This is a genomic window from Fictibacillus marinisediminis (assembly GCF_023149135.1).
GTDB classification, from domain to species: domain Bacteria; phylum Bacillota; class Bacilli; order Bacillales; family Fictibacillaceae; genus Fictibacillus_C; species Fictibacillus_C marinisediminis.
Genome location: NZ_JAIWJX010000002.1, coordinates 1389799 through 1403228, shown reverse-complemented (window position 1 = coordinate 1403228; position 13430 = coordinate 1389799). Strand labels below are relative to the sequence as shown.

Here is a 13430-nt window from a genome sequence, read left to right as displayed (position 1 = left end):
ATGGCTTCTCAAATACCTGCCTCCTTTCCTTCTGAAGCAAAGACCGTCCAGCAATCGAAAACCTGCTTAACAGATTTAGTTTTCCCGCCGGATACGAATCACCACCATACTGTCTTCGGCGGGAAAGTCATGGCTTATGTAGACAAGATCGCCTGCATAACTGCCATGCGGCATTGCCGTAAACCGGTCGTGACTGTTTCGAGTGATTCCTTTGAATTTCTTGGTCCGATTAAAACCGGTGAAGCTATTAATCTTGAAGCTTATGTCACATGCGCCCACCGGACATCCATGGAAATTTTCGTTAAAGTAGAATCTGAAAACCTTCTAACAGGCGAAAAACGGCTTACGTCAAGGGCCCTGCTTACCATGCTCGCCGTAGATGCGGAGGGGAGACCGTCACCGGTCCCTCCCCTCGTGCCAGTGAACCAAGAAGAAATTCATCGCTATCAGCAAGCAAAGGAGCGGTACGAAAAGCGCAAAAAGAAAAAAGCTTGATGAATGACAAAAAGACAGGCCCTTTTTCTCAAAATCGGGCCTGTTTTTACTTTTGATTAAGAAAAACAGAATTTTCTGTTTTCAAATACATATTCTTTTGATATCATTGTCTTTAAAACTTTAAAGGGAGGACGCGTTAAATGGTTAACTATAATGGTCGGCGTTTTGTATCCGTGAAAAGTTCAGAGAATGGAGAAACATCTTCGAAAACCTATTTTACGTATAAACAGGAGGATGACATTTTAAGCGCAACGTATTCAGGAGGAGATGTTCTCAAGGGAAACATGATCGGCATCGTAAAAGAAGACGGCAGCATTGAATTTACCTATAGCCATATCAATCGAAAGCATGAAATCAAAAGCGGCAAATGTTCTTCCACTCCAAAAACTCTTCCGGACGGGAGAATTCAGCTATTTGAAAGATGGAATGGATTTGGGATGGAAGAAGCTGAAGAAGAATCAATTGTAGAAGAAGTTTCTGACCTGGTGTTTACTCCGCAGATTATTTTTAATTAGATTGTGAATAATCATTGAAGTACAGCCGGGGATGATTGAGCTTATCCCCGGCTGTTGTTATTATCAATTTGAGATAGGCAATTCATTGACAAAAATAATAAAGCTTTATGCTTCTGCTTTTAGTTCATTGACCGGTGCGTTGTAGACTTCAGTATCCAATTCTTTTCTCGCCTTACTCGTCAGAATACCGGCAGTCATGGCTCCGCTGACATTCAAAGCGGTTCTTCCCATATCAATCAGAGGTTCAACAGAAATGAGCAAACCAGCCAATGCGACAGGAAGGTTCATAGAGGAAAGAACGAGGAGTGCAGCAAATGTTGCGCCGCCCCCAACGCCTGCAATCCCGAAGGAACTGATTACGACGATAACAATCAGGCTAAGTATGAAAGACGGTGTAAGCGGATCAATTCCTGCAGACGGCGCGATCATAACAGCAAGCATAGCCGGATAAATTCCAGCGCACCCGTTCTGCCCGATGGTGAGCCCGAAGGAGCCTGCAAAGTTGGCGATTCCTTCAGGTACTCCAAGGCTCTTTTGTGTACTGATGTTAAGAGGAAGCGCACCTGCGCTCGTTCTGGAAGTAAAGGCAAAGGACAGAACTGGAATCGCTTTGCGAATATACGTGACAGGACTTAACCCAGAAAATGTAATAAACAGCAGGTGAATGATAAACATGAGCGCCAATGCGACATATGAGGCGATTACAAATTTCCCAAGTTTTGCGATGGCGTCCAGATCACTAAGAGCTACCGTTTTGGTCATCAGTGCGAGGACTCCATATGGTGTTAACCGGAGAATCAATGTGACAACCCGCATGACAATAGCATGAACCGCTTCCACAATACTGGCGAACAGTGCAGCTTGCTCTGCTTGTTTCCGTTTGACTCCCAGGTAGGCTATTCCTACAAAAGCGGCAAAAATGACAATTGCAATCGTTGAAGTCGGACGTGCTCCCGTAAAATCAAGAAACGGATTTCCAGGAAGGAGGTCAAGAACCTGCTGAGGCAGTGTCTTGTCTTTGATCTGGTCAAACGTGGTCTGAAGTTCTGTTGCACGTGCGAGCTCTGGAGCGCCTTTCGTAATCTGGACCGCTTCGAGATGGAAGGATAGTGCAGCTGCAATTCCGATCGCAGCCGCGATGGCTGTTGTTCCGAGCAATATTCCGATAACCGAACCACTGATTTTGCCGACGTTGTTACTGAGTTTTAATTTTGTAAAAGCAGACAAAATAGAAACGAAAACAAGCGGCATTACCGCCATCTGAAGGAATTTTACATATCCTCCTCCCATGATGGAGTACCAGTCGGCCGAGTTGGCCAGCACCTTGGATGCAGGCTCATAAACAAACTGAAGAATGAATCCAAACACAATTCCTGCAGCTAAAGCCGCAAAGACACGTTTTGAAAAGGATACTTTCTTACGCTGAAGGTAATACAAACCGCCAGCAAGCAGCAATAACACAACAATGTTCACGATGGTTAAAAAGACATTCACTGTTCTTCCCTCCTTTTAGTTTCCGGCTGCTCTCTCATGAACATAAAAAGGCTCACTTCTTTTGAATAAAAGAGTGAGCCTTCAGCATGTCTGATCAGCAGAGGTATAGTGATGTATTCACTTGATACACTATATTCTGGCTTATTTTATCGTATTCTTAAAATTCTATTACGTTAACGTTTTATACATCACGATATGTGGTCCGATCGGCGGCAGATCAAACACCTCACCGTGTTCACGAAGACCAAGCTTTTTATAATAACCCGCCACTCCAACTCTTGCATTACACCACCAGGAATCAGTATGCTGCTTCTTCAGTATGTCTTCGGCACTAATTAGAAGTCTGCTTCCCGCCTTTTCTTTCCTGTATTCTTCAAGGGTCGCCATTCCGCGCAGACGGTACTGCGCGTTTCCTTCAATATCAGGATGATTCTCTTGATAAAAGGAAGCGATAGAAATGAGTTTATCACCTTTATAGGCTCCAAGATGAAACGTCCCATGATCATGATCGCCAGGAAACTGGCAATCTTCCAGCGTTTGATTGGGCCGAAGCACTTTGTGTCTAATCTCGTAGGTTTGTTCAGCTTGAATCACTTTAATGTCCAGCATGAAGGCTCCCCTTTCTACTGGCAGGAAGGATTCGATTGAGGAAATGTGTCCTGAAACGTTCTGCTTCAACTTCAATGCCGACAGAGATTCCCTGATCTGTTTCCACACCCCTGCTTTGTCCAAGCTTTTCCTGTTCTGTCGCTACACGGACATTCATCGGTTTTGTACTGATAAACGTGGGATCAACTGCAACTCCGACGGCTAATGGATCATGAAGAGCACAGCCGCCGAGACCTGGATTCTTTCTTTCATAAAAATCCATATAGAAACTGCACATATCCGCAAATATTTCAGCAGCCTTTAATCCGCAGCCTCTCCACTCCGTCAATGTTTCTCTCTGCAACAGGGTCTTCATCGTCACATCCAGACCGACTAAAGTAATAGGCAGCCCTGAGTTAAGTACAAAATCCGCCCCCTCAGCATCCGCATAAAAATTGGCTTCTGCAGCAGGTGTAACATTTCCCGGGACAGTGACTGCGCCGCCCATAATCACGACTTCATTCACCAATCCTGTAATGGAAGGATCTTTTTCAACAGCGAGAGCCAGATTGGTCTGTGTACCAACCGTGATAAGAGTGATTTCATTTGGATGTTTTTTCACCATAGAGATGATAAAATCACTGGCATGCTGTCCTGGTGAGAAGGGTTCGGGCAGCGGCAGCTTAATGTTTCCCAAACCATCTTCCCCATGGACTTCATAAGCTCTATGGCGAGTGCTTTCTCTGCGAAACGGCCGTTCTGCGCCTTGAAAAACTGGAATATCTGATCTCTCTAATAATTGAAGAACCTGAAGCGTATTCCTTGTCGCTTCTTCTGCTGATACATTTCCAAAACCTGTTGTAATGCCGAGTATCCTTAATTCCGGAGAATGGATCGCATAGGCGATCGCCAAAGCATCATCAATCCCCGTATCCACATCAAGTATGACAGATTTCATGGCTGTTCCCTCTCTTCATTTTCAGCTTCTCTTACATTTAACGGTTTCCGATATAAATGCCTAAACCGATGATACAGAATAGAATCAAAAAAACATAAATTGCAGTAAGCCTGCTCAGATTATTTTTCGTTGAGGACCCATATTTTTCATCCTTTTGGAGCCCAATGGCAACGGTAAGCCCTGTTACGATCAAACCAGCAATTATAGCAGTCACGATATATCCCATACTCATCCCTCTTTCTCTTCAACTATACGTAACTAATGGTAATTCAAGGAACAGAAATTGCCAAGTAACCGGAGACATTATTCACAAATTAGTTGAATAAAAACAAAGTGGTTAAATCTAAAATGTAAAAAATAGTAAAAAATTCTTATGCAATTTTTCCTGTTCCCCTTTAGGATACAGATGGATGTGAAAATTATAGTGACTATTGGGGGCCGTTTATATGGGGCATTAAACACTTCCTGACTGGATCTGGCTGCTATTTTACTCTTTTATAGCGCTGATTTTATTGGCAACCATCACAAATCTGTTCAAAAAAGTACATTTAAAAGCTTCCATTATTAATCTTACATTTGTCATCGTGACACCTGTAATCAGTTTTACTTTTGCTTTAGGACGTCCTGAAGGCAACACGGAATGGGATCATTTGATTACTGGTATGCTGAGAGGTTCCCCATGGGCCATCATCATTCTGCTAGGCTGCTCTTTTATGCTCTATTGGTGGTTCAGATTTTCATTCCTCTTCGTCAGCCTTAATTCATAAAAAAAAGCAGGATGGCTCGCTTGCCCTCCTGCTTTTTACTGTTAATAGAAAGGTAAAATTACCGGGTACGGACCACGCTGATCGGCACCAGATTTCTGTGGCTTCAAGTATCTGGTTACTGGACTTGGGGATGATGGTTCATGCTATGATAGCCATAGATTCTCGTTTTAAGACTCCACATAAAAGGGAACAATGGTGGTAATAAGGAGGCGGTGCGAGATGGCAATTGATTATGACTTAGACTTCAAAACAATAGATTTTCGCAAGCATCCAGAAAAAATACCGTGTCGTCCGTGGTGAACAGGGAGTCCTTTTAGTAGAACCCCATAAAAGTGAGATTCTGTCTCATTGGCGTTTTAAAACTCCAGAAATTGCATTGAAATCCTCTCAAAAAATTTACGGACTCTTATTGAACTACAAAGAGAAAGACGATTTTGTCGGAATGGATATAGCAAGAAAGTTTCTGCAGATGGGCTGTACACGTGGCAGAAGATATACCAACTACAAAGGAGGAAATAAATACGGTGAAGACGGCAAAGTCAACGAACGGCAAATCGATGACACAAAAGCCGAGTCTGCTGCTATTTTTATGAAAAGATGGTAACCGGCAAGAGAAGATCAGGATTTTTTAAAATTAAAAAAGAAACATCAGTCAAAGTATGGTTAAATGATAAAATAATACACATAGCTTTCATACTGCAAACAATCGAAACTGAGGTGATGTTATGCCAAACACAAAAGCTTTTCGAATAGGCTACGCAATTATCATTTTATTGGTCATTGTTTTACTCTCATCCAAGGTGGAATTTATCTTCCGCCCGGTGGAAATTATTTTTACGACCTTATTCTTCCCATTCTTGATCGGCGGGGTTATTTTTTATTTATTAAGACCGATCGTCTATTACTTAGATCGCCACAAGGTACCGAAAGTGCTTTCCATCCTGATCATTTATCTGCTGTTCATCGGGCTCGGGACTTTGCTTGTTTTTCTATTAGGCCCGCAGCTGCAGAGCCAGTTTAAAAGCCTGATTAACAATGCTCCGCAGATCGTAGACTCGCTTAACGATAAAGTAAACAGCCTGAAGCAGAATGAATGGTTTTCACGTTTTCAGCAAAATGATTACATTACGATCGACAGCCTTACCTCCAAGGCAAGCGATTACGCCAAAGGGTTTGCCGGCAACATCGGCACCAAGATCTCCAGCCTGATCGGCATCATTACAAGTGTTGCTACAGTTATCGTTACGGTTCCGTTTATCGTGTTTTATTTGCTGAAGGATAGTGAAGGACTTGGCAACAGAGTAGAGAACTTCCTACCCTATTTAAAAGCTGCAGAAGCGAAACGAATCTTGAAAGATATGGATGAGGCACTGAGCTCTTATATTCAGGGACAAGCAACCGCAGCCTTTTTAGTAGGTGTAATGATGTACATCGGCTACAGCATTATCGGCCTTGATTATTCTTTAATTCTTGCCATAGTCGCTATGATTACCAATATCATTCCGTTTCTTGGTGCGTTTATCGCCTTTATACCGGCTATTATCATTGGTTTGATCATGTCACCGCTCATGGCCTTAAAGGTAGCTATCGTGGTCATTGTGGTGCAGCAGATCGATGGAAACGTAACTTCTCCACTGATCATGGGAAGAAAACTGGATGTCCATCCGCTAACCGTCATCCTTATCCTGCTAGTTGCCGGCAACATGGGCGGTTTCCTAGGCATGATACTGGCCGTTCCATTTTATGCCCTTCTTAAGGTTATCGTCAGCCATACGTACCGCTTGTATCAATTGAATAAAGAAAAAGAACGAAATGGTATTCAGATCGTTGATTAACTTAAAACAGTAAGCCGGTGTCCCGGCTTACTGTTTTTTTTGTGTACAACACGTTTTCCTTCTGTTCACATAAACTATGACAAGCAATACCCTTTCAAAAGAAATTAATCATTGCTTCTAACATAATCACACAACTCAATAATCGTTCCCTGCGTGTGAACCGGATTAATATAAATTAACCTTCTTCCATATGGATTAATCCGATAGGTATCTTTTAAAAATGTGATTCCTCGATCCTCATACTCTCGTATCGTTTCTTCAAGGTTGTCCACTTCATAAGCAAGATGGTGGACACCTTTTCCTTTTTGGCGGATGAACCGTTCGATCGGTGATGTTTTACTCGTAGGTTCTAAAAGTTCTATGACTTGATTGTCCATTTCGATAACGGCGATATGTGTTTCAACCCCTGGTTTCTCGCTTGTATACTCATGAACCAGTTTCCCTCCCAGGTTGGTTGTGTAAAAATCAATCGCTTCATTTATTCTTCGTACCGCTATACCGGTATGATCCATTTTCATGATTAACACTCCCTTCTAGTGATCTAGTATACCCAAGAAAGATTATCCTTTACAAAATCTCTCCCCCTAAATTGTTCATAATAGCACCTTGTTCCTTACCTGTAGTAGAATCAAAGTATAGGAGGGATACAATGAAAACGTTTGAAGAAAAGTTGGACCAGTACGCAGAACTTGTTGTAAAAGTGGGCCTTAATGTTCAGGACGGCCAGCGTTTACTGATTAATTCACCCATTGAAGCTGCAGAATTTACGCGCAAGGTGACAGAACATGCTTATAAGAACGGCTGCAAGCGCGTCTTTGTAGAATGGTCAGATACAGAAACGAGCCGTATTCACTTAAACAACGCTTCTGAAGAGGTATTGAAAGATAATATTCCGCAGTGGCAAGTTGACATGCAAGAAAGTTTAATGGAAAACAATGACTGTATGCTCATGGTGACCGGGAATGATCCCAATGCCTTTCAAGGAGTTCCATCCGAGCGCTTATTGCTTGTACAAAAGAACGCAGGTGAACGACTTGAAAAATTCACAAAAGCAAGACTTGCAGGTGATGTTCCATGGCTAATCGCTGGAGCTCCAACTGCCGGTTGGGCAAAGAGTGTTTTCCCTGACAAAAATGAAAACGATGCCATTATGGCCCTTTGGGAAGCGATTTTCCAAACGGTTCGCGTCGATCAGCCAGATCCAGTAGCAGCATGGAGGGAGCATGGAGACACGCTGCTGAATAAAGTGAATTATTTGAATGAACAGAAATTTAAAACGCTGCACTATAAGTCAGAAGGTACTGATCTTAGCATTGACCTTCATCCTGAACATGAATGGATCGGCGGCGGCCATCATTCCACATTCAACACGTTTTACATACCGAATATGCCGACCGAAGAAGTATTTACTGCCCCGCTTAAAGAGGGAGTAAATGGAACGGTCTCAAGCAAGAAGCCATTATCGGCAATGGGGAACATTATCGAGAACTTCAGCTTAACCTTTGAAAATGGAAAAGTGGTAGATGTTAAGGCGGAAAAAGGCGAGGATACGCTAAAGCAGCTCCTTAACATCGATGAAGGAATGAAGTATCTTGGTGAAGTCGCTCTTGTTCCGCATGACTCCCCGATCTCTAACTCAGGGATCGTATTCAACAACACTTTATTTGATGAAAATGCTTCCTGTCACCTTGCATTAGGCAATGCTATCAGTATGAACATACCCGGGGCCGAGCAGCTAAGCAAAGAAGAGCTCGAAGCAAAAGGAGTCAATCAAAGCCATGGCCACACCGACTTTATGATTGGTTCTGCAGACCTTGAAATTGAAGCTGAATATCAAGATGGAAAACGTATCCCATTGTTCACCAAAGGTAACTGGGCTATCTAAAGAAGTAAAGCGTAAGCGCCTTGGGTTAAGTCCAACAAGCGCTGGTGCTGGACAAAACAAAAAACGAAGGGCAGCTGCCCTTCGTTTTTATTTTGGAAACGTGATGGTAAACGCTGTTCCATTTCCTAACTCGCTCTCCACCTTCACCTTTCCGTTATGCTTTTCGATAATCCATTGTGCGATAGATAAACCCAAGCCAAGCCCTTCTGCATCCGTTCGTGCCTTATCACTTTGATAAAACCGATCAAATATGCGTTCTCTTTCACTTTCTGCTATTCCGGGTCCGTTGTCCTTCACCATCAGTTCGATGGAAGAAGCAGCTTCTTTTGCAGATAAAAGGATTTGATCACCCTGTCCCGTATGCTTCATGGCGTTATCCAATAATATAACGAGCAGCTGATGGATACGTTCCCTATCTGCAGAAAAGGTGATCGGCAGAGATGCGTTAAGTGATATATTTTTCCCTTGGTAAGAGGCAATTTCTTCGTAATGATCTGCAATCTCCTGCAATAATTGATCAAGCTGAAACGACTGCTTTTTTAATTCGACCTGATTGGAGTCTGACCTGGCCAGCAATAAAAGCTGGCTGACCAGTTTTGACAGACGCCTGCTCTCTTTTGAAATGGCCGAGATATCCATGCTTTTGTCCTCAATCGTAGCAGATGGAGACCGAAATAAGAGATCGGTCTTCGCCTGGATGACGGACAGCGGGGTTCTCAATTCATGAGAAGCATCCGATACAAATTTCTGCTGTTTGTCCCAGGCCTTTTTTATCGGAATTAACGCACGGCCTGCAAGAAAGTATCCGCCCCCAATGGCACAAACAGCTCCAAACAGGCAGCCAGCAATAATGACTAGCAGCAGCTTATGAAGCAGCTCTTCCTCCGTCTTCACGTTTCTGATCGCCTGCACCGTCACTGTTCCGACAAGAGGAAGTTTTTCTTTTATCGACTTGGTCCTGTATGTCGCTTCATCCGTATGAATGAATTCCAGCTTGTTCATCTTCTTCTGACGGTAACGATCTTCATTATCGAAAACAAAGAATGGCGGACGCGGCGTGTCAAGGAGCTCATGGTTCTTATTCCAGATCAGGATAGTTACCCTGGAATCCCTTGCCATAAAATCCCTGTCATCCGGATCAGGCCGATGCTCACGATGCCCTTTCTCTGGGAAATGCCTCAGTTCCTCATTAATCGAATGATCAGCAGCATGATACAGGCTGATTCTCGTATAGGAGTATACAAGGGTCCCTAGCAAGGTTAATAAAATGATAAAAACAATCGAATTCAAAAGAGTCAGACTGTTATGTGTACGTTGAAACATATGAATATCCCCTTACTGCTCCTTGAGCATGTAACCTACACCGCGAATGGTCTTAATGTCTTTCTGATACGGATATGGTTCCAGTTTTTTGCGCAGGTGGTGCATGAATACTTCAACGATAGCAATGGTCGTTTCCGAATCAAATCCCCACACCCGGTCATAAATCTGTTCTTTTGTTAAGATCGTCCCTCTGTTCTGTATCATGTATTCCAGTAGTTCATACTGCTTAATGGTCAGCTTAATGGGATGGCCATCAACAATAATGTCATGCTCCGGCCCTAGTAATTCAATTCCCCGGTAACGAAGGGTCTGATTTAACGTCAAGCTCCCACTCCTCCGCAAAAGGGCGCGAAGCCTTGCTTTCAGCTCCGACGACTCAAAGGGCTTTACCAAATAATCATCTCCGCCAAAATCTAAACCCTTTACCCGGTCCTCCAACGAATCCCTGGCTGTTAAAAATAAAACCGGGGTGTTAATATTCTCTTTCCTCATGCGCTGTATAATCTGAAACCCATCCATCTCAGGCAGCATGACATCAAGCACGATGGCGTCATAAATGTTCTGCATGGCTTCATACAGTCCATCTTCGCCATCCGCCGCCTGGTCTACTTTAAATTCATCAGACAGTAATTCAACAATAGAATCCAGCAATGCCAGGTTATCTTCAACGACTAAAATACGGAGCACGCTTCTCCCTCATTTCAATGGCAATATTACAAAATTCGTTTTTATTCGATATCTTAGTGCAATATTCTATTATTTTAAAGGATGCTTTATCTGTTTGCACATATTTTCCAAGTTGTTTTTTTATATCTGAATACAATATTGCCAAGCATATCAGGCATTCCTTAACATTTCCTTAAGCGTATAAAAAAAAAAAAATGGTGCCAGGCACCGCAATTACACAAGTGTGTAATCGTGGTGCCTGGCACCGGTAAAACTATCTATAGCGCTTTGCACCTTCATATTTAGGGGCCCAGTAAGAGCTGTCCAACTCAGAAGTGGTTACTCCTTTAGAAGAAGAAGCGTGCATGAATTTTCCATCTCCTACATACACTCCGGCGTGAGAGAGATTTCCGTTCCCTTCGATATCAAAGAAAACAATATCTCCAACATGCGGAGAATCTACAGAGGTTCCTTCTTCATGAATATCTTTTACGACGCGCGGAAGATCGATGTTCGCCGCTTTATCGAAGATGTAGTTTAAATAACCGCTGCAATCAAATCCATCCGGTGTTTCTCCGCCCCACTCATAAGGAGTTCCGCGGTATTCTTCTGCTTGATCCACAATCGCCTGCTTGCTGAATACACCGAGAGCTTTATAGACAGAATCTCCTGCGACTCCATCAACATTCATTCCTTTTTCTTTCTGCAATTTCTTTACTGCTGACTCTGTGTATGGTCCAAAGTAGTTAGTTGTTTCATGGTATGTAAAATAACCTTTCTTTTTCAACAATGCCTGGAGGTCCTGAACGTCTGAATCATGGGTTTCTGGCTTAAGCGTGTTGTCTCCAAGTGCTGCATGGCCTGCTACTGGATTGACGGCAAGAACACCTGCTACAATAATTCCCGAAACTAATTTTTTCAAAATAACATCCTCCTGTTTAATGAATTCCTAGCCAATTCTAACAATACATTATGACATGAGGATTACAATGAGATAACAATTCATTTTCAACTAATAAATATACCCTTATTTATTATCGCGAAAACATATTTTGTTTTTTTATAATAAAATTGGTGCTTTCTGTAAAAACAGAGTGATATACTTCAGTTAATCAGATGTAACGAATGTCAATTGAGGAGGTGTTGGGATGCATATACAACAAATGGCTGTTCCATTAATGGTTATGGCTTTCATCATATACCGGAGAACAAAAAGAACCATTGGTTTTCAGCCTTATAAGCCAGGAAGGCTGGTTTTCAGGATGATCATATTCGCTGTAATCATGATCGCCTTTCTCGTGAACGCGGCCCTCCATCCGACGACTCTCCTTTACGCGGTGCCTGGCACCCTGATCGGAGTTGTCCTTGTCATATTTGCAGCCAAACACAGTACATATCAATGGCGGGAGTCCCAGCTGTTTTACCGGACACACAAGTGGATCGAGGCTGCGGTCCTGATTCTCTTTTTGGGGCGTTTCTTTTACCGTTTCCTGCTTCTCGCCTCTTCATCTGGTACCCAATCATTGCAAAACACGCAATATGGCCAGCATTTTACAAGAGATCCGCTGACTGCTTTTGTTTTCTTTATTCTGGGAGCCTATTACATTGGATTTAACGGATATATTTTAAGAAAAGGAAAAGCCTTGCAAAAAGAAGAGTTCCCCGTCGAACCTACTTTATAATTCACACAAACTTTTGTGGCCATTATAATGCGGGGTGATAAGTTCATGAAAAAGAAAAGACTGCTGGCCATCTTTTTTCTTCTGGTTCTATGCATTTTCTCTGTTTACTCATTGACTATCTTCAAAAAATACTCCCCCAAGACCCTGAAGAAAACGTGGTGATATTAAATAAAGAAACGATTTCTGCATTTAAGGACGGACAGATCATCGGCATCCCCTTCCCTGTAACTAGGGGATTTACTTTTACCAGCGTCAAAAAGATGTGGGGAGAGCCAGAAAGGGTCATTGACAATGAAGACATACACGACTATGTGTATACCAAAAAAGGGCGAAAGATTATTTTTACAGAAGATGAGTTAAAAACCATCTATGATACGATCGTCGAAGTGAAAATCGGGAAAGAAAGCCTCTTCCACCAGATGGGAAAGCCTTCTGAACAAAGCAAAAAAGGCGGAACTCTATACTATGATGAAGGACAGTATATTGCCATGTTTCATCATGAAACGAAGGATCTTTGGACGCTTATATTGAGGAAAAAAATGAATTAGTAAAGCCGCCCTGTCTGGGGCGGCTTTTTCTCATATTTCAATCGTTTTTATAATACGAGCCGGATTTCCGCCAACTGCCACATTTGCGGGCACATCTTTCGTTACTACAGCTCCGGATGCAATGATGGCATTATCCCCAATCGTAACGCCAGGATTGATGACGGCTCTTCCGCCGATCCATACGTTGTCGCCAATCGTAACAGGTTTTCCAAACTCACTCCCTGAATTACGCTCAACAGGATGCAGCGGATGGGTTGCCGTATAAATATGGACACCTGGCGCCAATAAACAATTATCCCCAATCCTGACTTCACATATATCCAATATCACACAATCAAAATTCGCGTAGAAATTCTCTCCAACGTGGATATTATACCCATAGTCACATCGAAACGCCGGCTCGATATAAAGATTCTTTTTTGTACTTCCGAAAAGCTGCTTTAAAAGAAAAACTCTCTGTTCATCATCCGTTTCAACTGTCTGGTTATAGATTCGCGTCAGTTTTCTTGCTGCTTGTCTTTCATTAATCAGCTCAGGATCACCCGCAAGATACATTTCCCCGGCGATCATTTTTTCTTTTTCAGTCCGTGCCATTCTCTACCCATCCTTCCTGCTTACAATGTCCTATTTACCATACCAAAAGACGAACAAAGAAAAAACGAAAGTTAAAAACT

Annotated in this window: 15 protein-coding genes and 1 pseudogene; 7 read left to right on the top strand and 9 right to left on the bottom strand. The window is 42.7% G+C overall.

Annotated elements, in window-relative coordinates; translation table 11 throughout:
* A complete protein-coding gene (locus LCY76_RS07690) occupies positions 1–495 on the top strand; it encodes an acyl-CoA thioesterase (RefSeq protein ID WP_248252147.1) in 495 nt (164 codons plus the stop codon).
* A gap of 140 nt (positions 496–635) precedes the next feature.
* On the top strand, positions 636–1010 hold the full coding sequence (locus tag LCY76_RS07685; protein ID WP_091006048.1) for an avidin-fold protein: 375 nt from the start codon (positions 636–638) through the stop codon (positions 1008–1010).
* A gap of 105 nt (positions 1011–1115) precedes the next feature.
* Here LCY76_RS07685 and LCY76_RS07680 read toward each other — a convergent pair whose 3' ends face one another.
* The 4 genes from LCY76_RS07680 to LCY76_RS07665 form a co-directional block, all read right to left on the bottom strand.
* A complete protein-coding gene (locus tag LCY76_RS07680) occupies positions 1116–2504 on the bottom strand; it encodes an L-cystine transporter (RefSeq protein ID WP_248252146.1) in 1389 nt (462 codons plus the stop codon).
* Positions 2505–2672: 168 nt separating this feature from the next.
* Positions 2673–3113: a GNAT family N-acetyltransferase gene (locus tag LCY76_RS07675; protein ID WP_248252145.1), complete on the bottom strand. Its 441-nt coding sequence runs from the start codon at positions 3111–3113 to the stop codon at positions 2673–2675.
* Entirely contained in the window at positions 3100–4050 is a 951-nt protein-coding gene (locus tag LCY76_RS07670; RefSeq protein WP_248252144.1) for a nucleoside hydrolase, read from the bottom strand. Before LCY76_RS07670 ends, LCY76_RS07675 begins: the two co-directional genes overlap by 14 nt.
* A gap of 37 nt (positions 4051–4087) precedes the next feature.
* A complete protein-coding gene (locus tag LCY76_RS07665) occupies positions 4088–4282 on the bottom strand; it encodes a hypothetical protein (RefSeq protein WP_248252143.1) in 195 nt (64 codons plus the stop codon).
* 754 nt (positions 4283–5036) lie between these two features.
* Between LCY76_RS07665 and LCY76_RS07660 the strand changes: the two are divergent.
* Positions 5037–5484: pseudogene (locus tag LCY76_RS07660) on the top strand (DUF4385 domain-containing protein).
* 58 nt (positions 5485–5542) lie between these two features.
* Positions 5543–6652, top strand: a complete 1110-nt coding sequence (locus LCY76_RS07655) for an AI-2E family transporter (RefSeq protein WP_248252142.1) — start codon at positions 5543–5545, stop codon at positions 6650–6652.
* 104 nt (positions 6653–6756) lie between these two features.
* Here the strand turns inward: LCY76_RS07655 and LCY76_RS07650 are convergent, their stop codons facing one another.
* Complete coding sequence (locus tag LCY76_RS07650) at positions 6757–7170, bottom strand: VOC family protein (protein WP_248252141.1); 414 nt, start codon at positions 7168–7170, stop codon at positions 6757–6759.
* Between the two features lie 131 nt (positions 7171–7301).
* Between LCY76_RS07650 and LCY76_RS07645 the strand changes: the two genes are divergently transcribed.
* A complete protein-coding gene (locus LCY76_RS07645) occupies positions 7302–8537 on the top strand; it encodes an aminopeptidase (RefSeq protein ID WP_248252140.1) in 1236 nt (411 codons plus the stop codon).
* 87 nt (positions 8538–8624) lie between these two features.
* Here LCY76_RS07645 and LCY76_RS07640 read toward each other — a convergent pair whose 3' ends face one another.
* From LCY76_RS07640 to LCY76_RS07630, 3 genes are all read right to left on the bottom strand, one after another.
* Entirely contained in the window at positions 8625–9860 is a 1236-nt protein-coding gene (locus LCY76_RS07640) for a sensor histidine kinase (protein WP_248252139.1), read from the bottom strand.
* A 12-nt stretch (positions 9861–9872) separates the two neighbouring features.
* The gene (locus LCY76_RS07635; protein ID WP_248252138.1) at positions 9873–10547 is read right to left on the bottom strand and encodes a response regulator transcription factor; all 675 of its coding nucleotides are present in this window, start codon (positions 10545–10547) and stop codon (positions 9873–9875) included.
* Between the two features lie 253 nt (positions 10548–10800).
* Positions 10801–11448, bottom strand: a complete 648-nt coding sequence (locus LCY76_RS07630) for a C40 family peptidase (RefSeq protein WP_091006026.1) — start codon at positions 11446–11448, stop codon at positions 10801–10803.
* 226 nt (positions 11449–11674) lie between these two features.
* On the opposite strand from LCY76_RS07630, the gene LCY76_RS07625 reads away from it, so the two are divergent.
* Positions 11675–12208 carry a CcdC protein domain-containing protein gene (locus tag LCY76_RS07625; RefSeq protein ID WP_248252137.1) on the top strand — a complete coding sequence of 178 codons (534 nt, stop codon included), beginning with the start codon at positions 11675–11677 and terminating at the stop codon, positions 12206–12208.
* Positions 12209–12366: 158 nt separating this feature from the next.
* Positions 12367–12756: a YjgB family protein gene (locus LCY76_RS07620; protein ID WP_248252136.1), complete on the top strand. Its 390-nt coding sequence runs from the start codon at positions 12367–12369 to the stop codon at positions 12754–12756.
* A 30-nt stretch (positions 12757–12786) separates the two neighbouring features.
* Here LCY76_RS07620 and LCY76_RS07615 read toward each other — a convergent pair whose 3' ends face one another.
* Positions 12787–13350 carry a maltose acetyltransferase domain-containing protein gene (locus tag LCY76_RS07615; protein ID WP_248252135.1) on the bottom strand — a complete coding sequence of 188 codons (564 nt, stop codon included), beginning with the start codon at positions 13348–13350 and terminating at the stop codon, positions 12787–12789.
* Positions 13351–13430: the final 80 nt, after the last annotated feature.